General features: G+C 70.3%; 11 protein-coding genes. 7 read left to right on the top strand and 4 right to left on the bottom strand.

Features of this window, described 5'->3' with window-relative positions; genetic code table 11:
- Window positions 1-235: 235 nt before the first annotated feature.
- On the bottom strand, window positions 236-1,060 hold the full coding sequence (locus ACFRIC_RS13415) for an oxidoreductase (protein ID WP_382783910.1): 825 nt from the start codon (window positions 1,058-1,060) through the stop codon (window positions 236-238).
- 101 nt (window positions 1,061-1,161) lie between these two features.
- Between ACFRIC_RS13415 and ACFRIC_RS13410 the strand changes: the two genes are divergently transcribed.
- On the top strand, window positions 1,162-2,142 hold the full coding sequence (locus tag ACFRIC_RS13410; RefSeq protein ID WP_382783908.1) for an ATP-binding protein: 981 nt from the start codon (window positions 1,162-1,164) through the stop codon (window positions 2,140-2,142).
- A 105-nt stretch (window positions 2,143-2,247) separates the two neighbouring features.
- Here the strand turns inward: ACFRIC_RS13410 and ACFRIC_RS13405 are convergent, their stop codons facing one another.
- The gene (locus ACFRIC_RS13405; RefSeq protein WP_382783905.1) at window positions 2,248-3,519 is read right to left on the bottom strand and encodes a hypothetical protein; all 1,272 of its coding nucleotides are present in this window, start codon (window positions 3,517-3,519) and stop codon (window positions 2,248-2,250) included.
- A 328-nt stretch (window positions 3,520-3,847) separates the two neighbouring features.
- Between ACFRIC_RS13405 and ACFRIC_RS13400 the strand changes: the two genes are divergently transcribed.
- From ACFRIC_RS13400 to ACFRIC_RS13375, 6 genes are all read left to right on the top strand, one after another.
- Window positions 3,848-6,232, top strand: a complete 2,385-nt coding sequence (locus ACFRIC_RS13400) for a bifunctional SulP family inorganic anion transporter/carbonic anhydrase (protein ID WP_382783902.1) — start codon at window positions 3,848-3,850, stop codon at window positions 6,230-6,232.
- Window positions 6,233-6,560: 328 nt separating this feature from the next.
- A complete protein-coding gene (gene acs / locus ACFRIC_RS13395; RefSeq protein ID WP_382783900.1) occupies window positions 6,561-8,561 on the top strand; it encodes an acetate--CoA ligase in 2,001 nt (666 codons plus the stop codon).
- 376 nt (window positions 8,562-8,937) lie between these two features.
- The gene (nhaA, locus tag ACFRIC_RS13390; protein WP_382784264.1) at window positions 8,938-10,290 is read left to right on the top strand and encodes a Na+/H+ antiporter NhaA; all 1,353 of its coding nucleotides are present in this window, start codon (window positions 8,938-8,940) and stop codon (window positions 10,288-10,290) included.
- Window positions 10,291-10,333: 43 nt separating this feature from the next.
- A complete protein-coding gene (locus ACFRIC_RS13385; protein ID WP_382783897.1) occupies window positions 10,334-10,810 on the top strand; it encodes a phage holin family protein in 477 nt (158 codons plus the stop codon).
- Entirely contained in the window at window positions 10,807-11,757 is a 951-nt protein-coding gene (locus ACFRIC_RS13380; protein WP_382783895.1) for an alpha/beta fold hydrolase, read from the top strand. Before ACFRIC_RS13385 ends, ACFRIC_RS13380 begins: the two co-directional genes overlap by 4 nt.
- Before the next feature lie 162 nt (window positions 11,758-11,919).
- Window positions 11,920-12,099 (top strand): hypothetical protein, encoded by a 180-nt coding sequence (locus tag ACFRIC_RS13375; RefSeq protein WP_382783892.1) that lies wholly within the window; start codon window positions 11,920-11,922, stop codon window positions 12,097-12,099.
- Between the two features lie 130 nt (window positions 12,100-12,229).
- On the opposite strand, the gene ACFRIC_RS13370 is transcribed toward ACFRIC_RS13375, so the two are convergent.
- Both ACFRIC_RS13370 and ACFRIC_RS13365 read right to left on the bottom strand, forming a co-directional pair.
- Complete coding sequence (locus ACFRIC_RS13370; protein WP_382783889.1) at window positions 12,230-13,429, bottom strand: MarP family serine protease; 1,200 nt, start codon at window positions 13,427-13,429, stop codon at window positions 12,230-12,232.
- A gap of 13 nt (window positions 13,430-13,442) precedes the next feature.
- Window positions 13,443-14,153, bottom strand: coding sequence for an NUDIX hydrolase (locus ACFRIC_RS13365; RefSeq protein WP_382783886.1), 711 nt, complete (start codon window positions 14,151-14,153; stop codon window positions 13,443-13,445).
- Window position 14,154: the final 1 nt, after the last annotated feature.

Raw genomic sequence — 14,154 nt, 5'->3', positions numbered from 1 at the left:
CCAAGGACATCCGAGAGGATCACCTTCAAACGCAACCAGGCCCCACGGACCGAGCACGAACATCGAGCACCCACGCGACGTCGACCCGTCGATTACGGGCCAGCCGCACCAGGTGACGGGCAGAAGATCCCGACCTGATGGGCATTTCTCGAGGACGCTTGGTAACCCGGTGAACGTGCCAGCGGCGGTACGAGAACTCGTACCGCCGCAACCCTTTTCCAGGCCGTTCGCGCCCCTAAGCGGCGCCTCGCTGCAGCGCCTCGCAGACCGCGGCGGACTCCCTGGCGCCCAGTTCCACGGCCCGGCCGCAGTGCGCGATCCAGGCGGCCATGCCGTCCGGGGTGCCGGAGACGTAACCGTCCAGTGCCCCGAGATAGGCCGCACGGCCCAGTTCCGCGTGGCCGACCTCCGCCGGACAGATGGACTTCGGGTCGAGACCGCTGCCGATCAGGACGATGCGCTCGGCGGCGCGCGCGACCAGGCCGTTGTGGGAGGCGAACGGACGCAGCGCGATCAGCTCGCCGTGGACGACGGCCGCCGTCACCAGGGCCGGCGCGGAACCGCCCGCGATGATGAGCTGGGACAGCCCTTCGAGGCGGCCCGCGACCTCGTCCGCGTCCGGCAGCGGAAGCTCCACCAGGGGCTCATCGGCCTTCTCGCCGCCCCGCCTCGGCCGGCCGACCGCCTCGCCCCGGTCGGCCGCCGCCACCAGGTGGAGCCGGGCCAGCACACGCAGAGGCGACTGCCGCCAGATGGACAGGAGCTGGCCCGCCTCGGCGGTCAGCCGCAGCGCGGCGCCGACCGTACGGTCCTCGTCCCCCGCACTGAAGTCCGTACGCCGGCGCACCTCTTCGAGGGCCCAGTCGGCCCCGGACAGCGCCGCGGAACCACGGGCCCCGCGCAGCGCCGCCTCGGACGTGATCTCGTTGCCGCGCCGCCGCATGATCCGGTGTCCGTAGACCCGGTCCACGGCCTTGCGCACGGACTCCACGGAATCGGCCACCCCGGGAAGTGAACCGAGGGCCGCGAGCGGATCGGCGGTCGCACCTGTCGTACTCATGAGTACGACATTACGCACCCCGGGCCCGCGCCCCACGAAGGAGTGGTCTTCTTCACGCGGCGCGAGCACCGGGAGCGACGGTCGCACTACCCTTGGTGAACATGAAAATTGCTTTCGTCGGGAAGGGCGGCAGCGGCAAGACGACCCTGTCGTCGCTCTTCATCCGCCACCTCGCCGCCTCAGGGGCACCTGTCGTCGCCGTGGACGCCGACATCAACCAGCATCTGGGGGCCGCGCTCGGGCTCGAAGAGACGGAGGCCGCGCAGCTCCCCGCCATGGGCGAGCGGCTGCCGCTCATCAAGGACTACCTGCGCGGCTCCAACCCGCGCATCCCCTCCGCCGAGACGATGATCAAGACGACCCCGCCCGGGGAAGGCTCCCGGCTGCTGCGGGTCGACGAGACCAATCCGGTGTACGACGCCTGCGCGCGACCGGTGGAACTCGACGGCGGCGTCGTCCGTTTGATGGTCACCGGCCCGTTCACCGAGGCCGATGTGGGAGTGGCTTGCTACCACTCCAAGACCGGTGCCGTGGAGCTCTGCCTGAACCATCTCGTCGACGGCCGGAGCGAGTACGTCGTCGTCGACATGACGGCGGGCTCCGATTCCTTCGCGTCCGGCTTGTTCACCCGCTTCGACATCACGTTCCTCGTCGCCGAGCCGACCCGGAAGGGAGTCTCCGTCTATCGCCAGTACAAGGAGTACGCCCGCGACTTCGGCATCACCCTGAAGGTCGTCGGCAACAAGGTGCAGAACCAGGACGACATCGACTTCCTGCGAGCGGAGGTCGGTGACGACCTGCTGGTCACGGTCGGGCACTCGGACTGGGTGCGCGCCATGGAGAAGGGGCGCCCGCCCCGTTTCGAGACCCTGGAAGAGGCCAACCGGCGCTCGCTGCACGCTCTGCGGGCCGCCGCCGACGCCACGTACGAGCTGCGCGACTGGGAGCGGTACACGCGCCAGATGGTGCAGTTCCACCTGAAGAACGCCGCCAGTTGGGGCAACGCCAAGACCGGGGCGGACCTCACCGGGCAGGTCGACCCCGGATTCGTGCTCGGCGAAAGCCCCATGGCCACCGCGTGACGAGCCGGTCCTGAACGAGCGGCGTCCCGGGCACCCCTGCGACCTGAACGACGGGACGGCCCGGGGCACCGTATCGGCTTGATCGCCGGTGCCCCGGGGACTCCGCTACGGCTTCAGCGCCGGTGCCCCCGGGACTCCTTTCGGGGCCGGGGCGGGGCGGCCTGCGAGGAAGGAGGCCCAGCCCTGCTTCGGCGCCTCTCCGACCTGGAGGCCGCGGAGCTTGTCGAGGGTGGCCGGGTCCTGGGCGTCGAGCCAGTCGGCCAACTGACGGAAGGAGACACAGCGCACCTCGGCCCTGGTGCAGACGCGCTCGACGACTTCGTCGACGGCACGCATGTAGGTGCCGCCGTTCCAGGACTCGAAGTGGTTGCCGATGATCAGCGGGGCGCGGTTGCCGTCGTAGGCGCGGTCGAAGCCCTTCAGCAGCCCGTCGCGCATCTGGTGGCCCCAGAACTCCTGCTTGGCCGGGTCGCCCTGGGTCTGCGTTCCCGACTGGTTGACCATGAAGTTGTAGTCCATGGTGAGCTGCTCGTAGGAGTGTCCGGGGAAGGGCACGAGCTGCATCGAGAGGTCCCACAGCCCCTCCTTCCGCTTCGGCCAGACCTGGTCGCCGACGCCACTGCTGTCGTAGCGGAAGCCCAGCTCATGGGCCGCCTTCATGAAGTTCTCGCGGCCCTCCAGGCAGGGCGTGCGGGCGCCGATGAGTTCCTTGTCGTAGTCGAAGGGCAGCGAGGCCGTGGACTTCAGGCCCGCGTTGGTCCTCCAGGACTTCACGAACGACTTCGCCTGGGCGATCTCGCTCTTCCAGTCCGCGACCGACCACTGACCGACCCCGGCCTCGGTGCCGCAGAAGTGGCCGTTGAAGTGCGTGCCGATCTCGTTGCCCTCCAGCCACGCGCCGCGCAACTGCTTCGCGGTGTCCGCGATGCCCTGCGCGTCGTTGAAGCCGATCTCCGAGCTGCCGGGAGAGTGCTGGGGCGGCCGGTACAGGTCACGCTTGTCCTCCGGCAGCATGTACACGCCGCTCAGGAAGTACGTCATCGTCGCCCGGTTGGCCTTGGAGAGCTCCCTGAAGTGGGAGAAGAGCTTCTGGCTGTCCTCGCCGGCGCCGTCCCACGAGAAGACCACGAACTGCGGCGGCTTCTGGCCCGGCCTCAGCCGCTCGGGCCGCGGAAGATGCGGCTGGGCCCCGGTGTACGACGTGGATCCGTCGCCGATCAGTCGGACCGCGGCGTTGGGCGCCAGGGCCCCCGTCCCCTTCTTCGCGCCGTGCGCCCGTTCGCGGGATGGCGTGCCGCCGCCCGCGCAACCGGCGAGCGCCGTGGCGCAGGCCGCGGCGATTGCCACACCCGCGGCGATCCTCTGGCTGGCGGCCATGTTCCGCCCTCCTTCTCCTCGGTCGGGCAGCGCCGGTCGGGGCACCGGCGCCGCTGTGCACCGACAGGTCCGCCAAGGTTTCACGGGACCGAGAAGGAATAAGTACGACAAGCCGATCAAAAGCTTGCTTCACCCCACGGGATGAATTCATGCCCCAATTGCCCCTATTTTCGACATCATCCCTTTACTCTGCATTACGATCCATTTACCGAGCGTTGAAGAATCCCGCCGCTGCACGCCGTGACCCACGGCCGCGACCCGCCCCCCGCCACTCCCGACGGGGGATCACCTGTTCCGCGACCGCGCCGCCCCGGAGGAGACGGGAACCATGTCTGCCTGCGTCCCCACCCGCGCCGCCGACCCCACTCGGCCCGCGCAGCTTCACCAGCCCCACAGCCCCCCGCCGACCCCGCCCCGACGCTTCCGCGTCGCGGGCGCCGATCTGTCCGCCTCGATCGCGGTCTTCCTGATCGCCCTCCCCCTGTCCCTCGGAATCGCCCTCGCCACCGGCGCGCCGCTCCAGGCCGGGCTGGTCGCCGCCGCCGCCGGCGGACTGGTCGCGGGCCGGCTCGGCGGCTCACCGCTCCAGGTGAGCGGACCCGCCGCGGGACTGACCCTCGTCACGGCCGAGCTCATCCAGCACTACGGCTGGCGCGCGACCTGCGCCATCACCGTCATGGCGGGCATCACCCAGCTCGGGCTCGGCTGCCTGCGCGTGGCCCGTACGGCCCTGGCCGTCAGCCCCGCGATCGTGCACGGCATGCTCGCCGGCATCGGGGTGACCATCGCCGTGGCCCAACTCCACATCGTGCTGGGAGGAATCCCGCAGAGCTCCGTCCTCGACAATCTCGTCGGACTGCCGGACCAGGTGGCCCGGATGCACTCCGCCGCGGTGTCGATGAGCGTGCTGACCCTGGTGCTGCTGTTCGCCTGGCCGCGACTTCCCGGGCGGACCGGACGGGCGCTGCGCAAGGTGCCCGCCGCCCTCATCGCCGTCGCCGGAGCGACCCTGACCGCCTCGGCCGCCGGACTGACGCTGCCGAGGGTCGAACTGCCGTCCTGGAGCAGCCACGCACTGGCCGGACTGCCCGAGGGCCCGGTGCTCGGCATCGTCGCCGCCATCCTCACCGTGACGCTGGTGTGCAGCGTGCAGTCGCTGCTCGGGGCCGTCGCCGTGGACAAGCTGGTGAGCGGCCGTCCGGAACTCCAGGGCCGGGTGGGCCGTTCCCGCCTCGACCGGGAGCTGCTCGGGCAGGGCGCCGCCAACGTCGTCTCCGGCGCGCTCGGCGGACTGCCCGTCGCCGGTGTCGCCGTACGAAGTTCCGCGAATGTGCACGCGGGTGCCGTCAGCCGGAACTCCACGATCCTGCACGGCGTTTTCGTAGTGATCGCCGCGCTGCTGATGGTCCCGATCCTGGAGCTGATCCCCCTCGCATCGCTCGCCGCCCTGGTGATGGCCGTCGGCATCCAGATGGTGTCCCTGCACCACATCCGCACGGTCACCCGCCACCGTGAGGTCCTGGTCTACGCCGTCACCACGCTCGGCGTCGTGTTCCTCGGAGTTCTCGAAGGTGTCGCCCTCGGCGTCTCCGTGGCCGTCGGTGTCGCCCTGCACCGGCTCGGCCGTACCCGCATCACGCACGAGGAGAAGGAAGGAGTCCATCACGTACACGTACGAGGTCAGTTGACGTTCCTCGCCGTGCCCCGGCTCAGCCGCACCCTGCACCTCGTGCCCCGAGGGGCGGACGTGGTCGTGCGCCTGGACGGCTCGTTCATGGACCACGCCGCGTACGAGTCGCTGCAGGACTGGCAGAGCACCCACACCGCCCAGGGCGGCACGGTCGACCTCGGCGGGCGGACCGGAACGCGGATCGCCGAGCCCGCGGACTCCGGACACTGCCGCTGCCGGCCCTGGACACCCTGGCGGAACCACCAGTGCGACGCCGCCGCCGAACCGGGGCCCCCGCCCTCGGAGTCGCTTCCGGACGGACAGGAGGACGAGATGGACGAGGCCAGACCGAGCGGACACCAACTGGCGCGCGGAATCAGCGCGTTCCAGCGCAACACCGCACCTCTGGTGCGCGATGAACTGGCCCGGCTGGCCCGGGAAGGACAGCGGCCGTCCCAACTGTTCCTGACCTGCGCCGACTCCCGGCTCGTCACCTCGATGATCACCTCCAGTGGTCCGGGCGACCTCTTCGTCGTACGCAACGTCGGCAACCTCGTGCCGCCGCCCGGGAAGGAGAGCGGGGACGACTCGGTGGCCGCGGCCATCGAGTACGCGGTGGACGTACTGAAGGTGCGCTCCATCACGGTGTGCGGGCACTCCGGCTGCGGGGCCATGCAGGCCCTGCTCGCCTCGGAGCCTGGAGGGGCGCTCACGCCGCTCAAGCGGTGGCTGCGGCACGGGCGGCCGAGCCTGGACCGGATGGCCGGCGCCGGGCCGAGCGCGCGGATCGCCGGCCGGGCACCCGCCGACACGGTGGAGCAGCTCTGCCTGACCAATGTGGTGCAGCAGCTCGAGCACCTGCGGGCGCACGAGTCGGTTGCGCGGGCGCTTCGGGAGGGCGTGCTCGAACTACAGGGGATGTACTTCCATGTCGGAGAGGCCCAGGCGTATCTGCTGGCCGGGGCCGAGGGGGCCGAACTGTTCGATCACGTAGGCGCGTTCGATCGGGCGGGCGCGGCGGAGGAGCTGAGGCATCCGGCGTGATCGGACGGTGGTGCGCGGTCCTGGTCGGCGGGACCGCGCACCACGCAGGGTCCCCAGGCGCAGGCGCCCCCTCCCGGCGCAGGCGCCCCCAGCCATGAGCGACGCACCCAGAAGTGGGCGACTCACCCCCGGATGAACCCGGTGGCCGGTACGTACGTGCCACAAGGGGGCAGACTCGTGCGAACTCGTGTGGTCTCGTGGAGGGCTGCGGGGCCGTACCGCGGGGCGCCGGTATGCCGGACGGGCCGAGGGCCGGACCGACGGCACGGCATAGGTCTAAACCAATTTATGGTCGGCCCTTGTCACCGGGCTCCCGGTCTGATGAGCTGTGGCCTGGGACACAACGGACACCCTGGGAAAGGGAGATGTCGTGAGCAACGAAAGCCTGGCCAACCTGCTGAAGGAAGAGCGCAGGTTCGCGCCGCCCGCCGACCTGGCGGCGAACGCCAATGTCACCGCGGAGGCGTATGAGCAGGCCAAGGCTGACAGGCTCGGCTTCTGGGCCGAGCAGGCCCGTCGGCTGACCTGGGCCACCGAGCCGACCGAGACACTGGACTGGTCCAACCCGCCGTTCGCGAAGTGGTTCGCCGACGGCAAGCTGAACGTCGCGTACAACTGCGTGGACCGGCACGTCGAGGCCGGGAACGGCGACCGTGTCGCCATCCACTTCGAGGGTGAGCCGGGCGACAGCCGGGCCATCACCTACGCCGAGCTCAAGGACGAGGTGTCGAAGGCCGCCAACGCCCTCACCGAGCTGGGTGTCGGCAAGGGCGACCGGGTCGCCGTCTACCTGCCGATGATCCCCGAGGCCGTCGTCGCGATGCTGGCCTGCGCCCGTATCGGCGCCGCGCACTCGGTGGTCTTCGGCGGGTTCTCCGCCGACGCGATCGCCACCCGCATCCAGGACGCCGACGCCAAGCTCGTCATCACCGCCGACGGTGGATACCGGCGCGGGAAGCCGTCCGCGCTCAAGCCCGCCGTCGACGACGCGGTGAGCCGGGTCGACGGGGTCGACAAGGTGCTGGTGGTGCGCCGCACCGGCGAGGACGTCGCCTGGACCGAGGGCCGCGATGTGTGGTGGCACGACATCGTCGGGCGCCAGTCGGCCGAGCACGCCCCGGAAGCCTTCGAGGCCGAGCACCCGCTGTTCATCCTCTACACCTCCGGGACCACGGGTAAGCCGAAGGGCATCCTGCACACCTCGGGCGGATACCTCACGCAGGCCTCGTACACCCACCACGCCGTCTTCGACCTCAAGCCGGAGACCGACGTGTACTGGTGCACGGCCGACATCGGCTGGGTCACCGGGCACTCGTACATCACGTACGGGCCGCTCTCGAACGGCGCGACGCAGGTCATGTACGAGGGAACGCCGGACACTCCCCACCAGGGGCGGTTCTGGGAGATCGTGCAGAAGTACGGGGTGACGATCCTCTACACGGCGCCCACGGCCATCCGTACGTTCATGAAGTGGGGCGACGACATCCCCGCGAAGTTCGACCTGACCTCGCTGCGGGTGCTCGGGTCGGTCGGCGAGCCGATCAACCCCGAAGCGTGGATCTGGTACCGCAAGCACATCGGCGGGGACCGTACGCCGATCGTCGACACCTGGTGGCAGACCGAGACCGGCGCGATGATGATCTCGCCGCTGCCCGGGGTCACCGAGACGAAGCCGGGCTCGGCGCAGCGCGCGCTGCCCGGCATCTCGGCCACGGTCGTCGACGACGAGGCGAACGAGGTGCCCGACGGCGGTGGCGGCTACCTGGTGCTCACCGAGCCGTGGCCGTCCATGCTGCGCACGATCTGGGGTGACGACCAGCGGTTCCTCGACACGTACTGGTCCCGCTTCGAGGGCAAGTACTTCGCCGGGGACGGTGCCAAGAAGGACGACGACGGCGACGTATGGCTGCTCGGGCGCGTCGACGACGTGATGCTCGTGTCCGGCCACAACATCTCGACGACCGAGGTCGAGTCGGCCCTCGTCTCCCACCCGTCGGTCGCCGAGGCCGCGGTCGTGGGTGCCACGGACGAGACCACCGGGCAGGCGATCGTCGCCTTCGTCATCCTGCGCGGAACGGCTTCCGCCGAGGACGAAGGACTGGTGGCGGAGCTGCGCAACCACGTCGGCACCACGCTCGGTCCGATCGCCAAGCCCCAGCGGGTCCTGCCCGTGGCCGAGCTGCCGAAGACCCGGTCCGGGAAGATCATGCGCCGGCTGCTGCGCGACGTGGCCGAGAACCGCGAGCTCGGTGACGTCACGACGCTCACCGACTCCACGGTCATGGACCTGATCCAGGCGAAGCTGCCGGCCGCGCCCAGCGAGGACTGAGGCGGGTCCGTCCCGCCGGCCCGGCCCTGAGGGGTGCGGGAGCACGCTCACCGTGCTCCCGCACCCCTCAGTCGTCGGCACCCTTCGGCCTCAGTCACCGGCGCCCCCTCCGGCCCGACCAGCCCTCCATCCGGCCCAACCCGCGCTCCATCGGCCCGGACCAGCGAGCCCCGCGTCCGTTTCAGCCGTAGCGTGAAGATCCCCCACCGACCCGGCCGGATCATGGGTAAAGTAAGTAAAGCGTCAAAGACGCGACAAGATCGTTCATGGTGTGCCGGGAAGTCTGGTCGGCGAGTGCTTCGTCCTGCCTGCTCGACCGGAGGTCCTCACCGTGGCCGCGCCCCCCAGCACCACCCCACGCAAGTTCCTGGGCCTGATGTCCCTGCCCGAGCGGAACTTCGTGGCGGAAGCGCTGCGCACCGAGACCGTGGGCGGAGTGCTCCTGCTGATCGCGGCGGTCGCGGCCCTGATCTGGGCGAACACCCTGCCGCACAGCTACGAGGCCGTCTCGCACTACCACTTCGGACCGGCCGCGATCGGACTCGACCTGTCCGTGGAGCACTGGGCGGCCGACGGACTGCTCGCCGTCTTCTTCTTCGTCGCGGGCATCGAGCTGAAGCGGGAACTGGTCGCCGGGGATCTGCGGGACCCCAAGGCCGCGCTGCTGCCCGTGGTGGCCGCGGTCTGCGGCATGGCCGTTCCCGCGCTCGTCGACGTCCTGACCAACGTGGCGGGCGGGGGCTCGCTCGACGGATGGGCCGTCCCCACCGCCACCGACATCGCCTTCGCCCTCGCCGTGCTCGCCGTCATCGGGACGTCCCTGCCGTCCGCGCTGCGCGCCTTCCTGCTCACCCTCGCCGTCGTCGACGACCTGTTCGCGATCCTGATCATCGCGGTCTTCTTCACCAGCTCCATCAACTTCGCGGCGCTCGGCGGAGCGCTCGCGGGCCTGGTCGTCTTCTGGCTGCTGCTGCGCAAGCAAGTGCACGGCTGGTACGTGTACGTGCCGCTCGCGCTGGTCATCTGGACGCTGATGTACAACAGCGGCATCCACGCCACCATCGCCGGTGTCGCCATGGGCCTGATGCTGCGCTGCCATCCGCACGAGGGCGAGAACCACTCCCCGGGCGAGCACATCGAGCATCTGGTGCGTCCGCTGTCGGCGGGACTCGCCGTGCCGATGTTCGCCCTGTTCAGCGCCGGTGTCGTGGTCTCCGGCGGGGCGATCCACGATGTGTTCACGCGGCCCGAGACGCTCGGCGTGGTGCTCGGACTCGTGGTCGGCAAGGCGGTCGGCATCTTCGGCGGCACATGGCTGACGGCCCGGTTCACCCGGGCCTCGCTCAGCGACGAGCTGGAGTGGGCCGACGTCGCCGCCGTCGCCACCCTCGCCGGCATCGGCTTCACCGTCTCCCTTCTGATCGGCGAACTCGCCTTCGCGGGCAACACGGAGCTCACCGACGAGATCAAGGCCGCCGTCCTGATCGGCTCGTTCATCGCGGCCGTGCTCGCCACGGCGCTGCTGAAGATACGCAACTCCAAGTACCGCGCCCTGTGCGAGGCCGAGGAGCGCGACGAGGACCACGACGGCATCCCCGACATCTACGAGGAGCACGAGCCGGCGTACCACCTGCGCATGGCGGCGATCCACGAGGAGAAGGCCGCCGAACACCGCAGGCTTGCCGAACTGGCGGGTGGGGCAAGCGAGGGGGACGACGGTCCGGCATGATCTGACAGGACCGTACAAACACATGCAGAAGAGGGAGATCGCGATGAGCGCACCCGACGGGAGCCCGGTCGGTGCCGAACGCAGCATCGGCCAGTTGGTCGCCGCGGCGACGACCGAGATGTCCGCGCTGGTGCACGACGAGATCGCGCTGGCCAAGGCTCAGCTCAAGCAGGACGTCAAGCGCGGCGCGGTCAGCGGCGGGGCGTTCTCGGCGGCAGGCGCGATCCTGATCTTCTCGCTGCCGATGCTCAGCTTCGCCCTCGCGTACGGCATCCGGACCTGGAGCCACTGGAATCTCGCGATCTGCTTCCTGCTGTCGTTCGCGGCGAACGTGCTGGTCGCGGCCGTGCTCGCGCTGATCGGCACGATCTTCGCGAAGAAGGTGAAGAAGAGCCAGGGCCCGCAGAAGGTGGCCGCCTCGGTGAAGGAGACGGCGGCCGTCCTGCCGAACGCCAAGCCGCACCCCCGGCCCGAACCGGTCGAGGACGCCGTCAAGGCTGTGGCACGCTCATCCTCATGACGGACCCCGCCACACCTTCGGCGCAACCCACCTCGGTCGTACGGATCGACCTTCCCGGCGACCACAAAGTCACGCACCGGGACGTGGCCGCCAACGGCGCGCGCTTCCACATCGCCGAGCTCGGCGACGGACCGCTCGTGCTGCTGCTGCACGGCTTCCCGCAGTTCTGGTGGGCCTGGCGGCATCAGCTCGTCGCGCTCGCCGACGCCGGGTTCCGGGCCGTCGCCATGGACCTGCGGGGTGTCGGAGGCAGCGACCGCACCCCGCGCGGCTACGACCCCGCCAACCTCGCGCTCGACATCACCGGGGTCGTGCGCTCCCTCGGCGAGCCCGACGCCGCTCTGGTCGGGCACGACCTCGGCGGCTATCTGGCGTGGACGGCGGCGGCCATGCGGCCCAAGCTCGTCCGCCGGCTCGCGGTGTCGTCCATGCCGCATCCGCGGCGCTGGCGCTCCGCGATGCTCTCCGACATCAGGCAGACGTCGGCGGGCTCGTACATCTGGGGCTTCCAGCGTCCCTGGATCCCCGAACGCCAACTCCTCGCCGACGACGCCGCCCTGGTGGGCCGTCTGGTGAGCGACTGGTCAGGTCCCCGGCAGCCGGACGAGGACGCCCTGGAGACGTACCGCCGGGCCATGCGCATCCCCTCGACCGCGCACTGCTCCATCGAGCCGTACCGGTGGATGGTGCGGTCCATGGCGCGCCCGGACGGCATCCAGTTCAACCGGCGCATGAAGCGGCCGGTGCGCGTGCCGACGCTGCATCTGCACGGCTCGCTCGATCCGGTGATGCGGACGCGGAGCGCGGCGGGCTCCGGTGAGTACGTCGAAGCCCCGTACCGCTGGCGGCTGTTCGACGGGCTCGGCCACTTCCCGCACGAAGAGGATCCGGTCGCGTTCTCCACCGAACTGATCAACTGGCTGAAGGATCCGGAACCCGACCGGTGACACCTCGGTCACCCGTGTGTGACGGTCCGACCGCGTTCGGTGCCGCGTCCGGAACACGGGCCGTGAACACCTGTCCTACGAACGGCCACTTGCCCGGCGCATAGGCCAATTGAGGGGCCGGGGCGAGGTTATCGACCTTCGGGCAGGGGCAGACGTCGGGGTATGGGCTGGACGCACGACTACAGTGACGCAGCACGCAATCGCCGCTCGGCCACGGGTCTGAGCTCTCGTCAGGGGGGCTCCGCTCAATGGGCGGGCACGGATCCGCGTGTAGGGATTCCGCACATTCTGCGACGCCGGGCCCGCTGGGTCTCCGTACGGCTGCGCCATCCGCGCGGCTGAGATCCGGCCGACACCCTCTCCGCGGCAGAGACCCCGCCCGCACCCTCCGGACGGCCGAGGTCACGGCCGCGCCTTCATGCGGTGAAGACCTCCGCCCGCGCCTCCTTGTGACGGAGGCCGGGCCTGCCGGTCAGAGCGCGCAGCTGTCGCTGTCCACCTGCTGGTCGGCCGTACGGCCCTTGGCGATGTCCTGCCGGACCTCGTCCGCGGTGAGCGCGTAACCGGTCTCGGCGTCGTCGAGCGACTTCGCGAAGACCACGCCGTACACCTTGCCGTCGGGTGTCAGCAGCGGTCCCCCGGAGTTGCCCTGACGGACCGTCGCGTACAGCGAGTAGACATCGCGGCGCACCGTCTTGCGGTGGTAGATGTCCGGGCCGTTGGCCGTGATGCGGCCCCGCACGCGCGCGGGCTGGACGTTGTACGAGCCGTTCTGCGGGAAGCCCGCGACGATCGCGCTGTCGCCGCTGGTCGCGTCCTTGGCGCTGAACCGCAGCGCGGGCGCCTTCAGGTTCGGTACGTCGAGGACGGCGATGTCGCGCTCCCAGTCGTACAGGACGACCGTCGCGTCGTACTTCTTGCCTTCGCCGCCTATCTGGACGGTGGGTTCGTCGACGCCGCCGACCACGTGCGCGTTGGTCATCACTCGGCGGTCGCTGAAGACGAAGCCGGTGCCTTCGAGGACTTTGCCGCAGCTCTGGGCGGTGCCCATGACCTTGACGATGGAGTTCTGCGAGCGGGTGGCCACGGGACTGGCGGCGAGCTGGGGGTCGGGCGGCTGGACCTCGGTGATGGGCTCGTTGGCGAACGGGCTGAAGACCTGCGGGAAGCCGTTCTGCGCGAGGACCGAGGAGAAGTCGGCGAACCAGGTGTTGGCCTGGGCGGGCAGCGCGCGGGAGACCCCGAGCAGCACCTTGGAGTTGCGGACCTCCTTGCCGAGCGTCGGCAGGGTCGTGCCGGCGAGGGCGGAGCCGATCAGCCAGGCGACGAGCAGCATCGCCACGACGTTGACCAGGGCGCCGCCGGTCGCGTCCAGGGCTCTGGCCGGGGACCAGGTGATGTACCGGCGGAGTTTGTTGCCGAGGTGGGTGGTGAGGGCCTGCCCGACGGAGGCACAGACGATCACGACGACCACTGCGACGACGGCGGCGGTCGTACTCACCTTGCTGTCGTCGGTCGTCCAGCTCCAGACGACGGGGAGCAGGTAGACGGCGACGAGACCACCGCCCAGGAAGCCGATCACCGACAGGATGCCGACGACGAACCCCTGGCGATAGCCCACGATCGCGAACCACACGGCGGCGACCAGCAACAGGATGTCCAGCACATTCACGAAGGTCACCTTGTCACGCGCGCCAGTCGAGCGGGACCTGCTTCTCGCGGTCCCACGGACGCTCCCAGCCCGCGAAATGCAGGATCTTGTCGATCACGCCGGCCGTGAAACCCCAGACCAGGGCCGATTCGACCAGAAATGCCGGACCTCGGTGGCCGCTCGGGTGGACGGTGGTCGCACGGTTGGCCGGATCCGTGAGATCCACCACGGGGACCGTGAAGACGCGGGCCGTCTCGCCCGGGTCGACGACGCCGACCGGCGTCGGACAGCGCCACCAGCCGAGCACCGGGGTGACCACGAATCGGCTGACCGGGATGTACAGCTTGGGCAGCACGCCGAAGAGCTGGACGCCGCTCGGGTCGAGGCCGGTCTCCTCCTCGGCCTCGCGCAGCGCGGCGTTCAGCGGTCCGTCGGTCGTCGGGTCGCCGTCCTCGGGGTCGAGGGCGCCGCCGGGGAAGGACGGCTGTCCGGCGTGCGACCGGAGGGTGCCCGCCCGCTCCATCAGCAGCAGCTCGGGGCCTCGCGGGCCCTCGCCGAAGAGGATGAGCACCGCGGACTGGCGGCCCGTGCCGTTCGCCGGCGGCAGGAAGCGGCTGAGCTGGAGCGGTTCCACGGTCTCCGCGACCTGCGCGACCGGGCCCAGCCAGTCGGGCAGGCCGTCCTTGCTGAGCACCGGCCCGCCCTGCGCGTCGCTCGCGTTCCGTGTGTTGCCTGCGTGCTTCATC

This window comes from Streptomyces sp. NPDC056738, from assembly GCF_042790435.1.
Taxonomy (GTDB): domain Bacteria; phylum Actinomycetota; class Actinomycetes; order Streptomycetales; family Streptomycetaceae; genus Streptomyces.
The sequence above is the reverse complement of the archived record's forward strand: the minus strand, read 5'-3'. Positions and strand labels throughout refer to the sequence as shown.

Coding starts and splice junctions, on each gene's coding strand:
- ACFRIC_RS13415 (WP_382783910.1), bottom strand. CDS start 1,060: ATGAGTACGACAGGTGCGACCGCCGATCCGCTCGCGGCCCTCGGTTCA.
- ACFRIC_RS13410 (WP_382783908.1), top strand. CDS start 1,162: ATGAAAATTGCTTTCGTCGGGAAGGGCGGCAGCGGCAAGACGACCCTG.
- ACFRIC_RS13405 (WP_382783905.1), bottom strand. CDS start 3,519: ATGGCCGCCAGCCAGAGGATCGCCGCGGGTGTGGCAATCGCCGCGGCC.
- ACFRIC_RS13400 (WP_382783902.1), top strand. CDS start 3,848: ATGTCTGCCTGCGTCCCCACCCGCGCCGCCGACCCCACTCGGCCCGCG.
- nhaA (WP_382784264.1), top strand. CDS start 8,938: ATGTCCCTGCCCGAGCGGAACTTCGTGGCGGAAGCGCTGCGCACCGAG.
- ACFRIC_RS13385 (WP_382783897.1), top strand. CDS start 10,334: ATGAGCGCACCCGACGGGAGCCCGGTCGGTGCCGAACGCAGCATCGGC.
- ACFRIC_RS13380 (WP_382783895.1), top strand. CDS start 10,807: ATGACGGACCCCGCCACACCTTCGGCGCAACCCACCTCGGTCGTACGG.
- ACFRIC_RS13375 (WP_382783892.1), top strand. CDS start 11,920: ATGGGCTGGACGCACGACTACAGTGACGCAGCACGCAATCGCCGCTCG.
- ACFRIC_RS13365 (WP_382783886.1), bottom strand. CDS start 14,153: ATGAAGCACGCAGGCAACACACGGAACGCGAGCGACGCGCAGGGCGGG.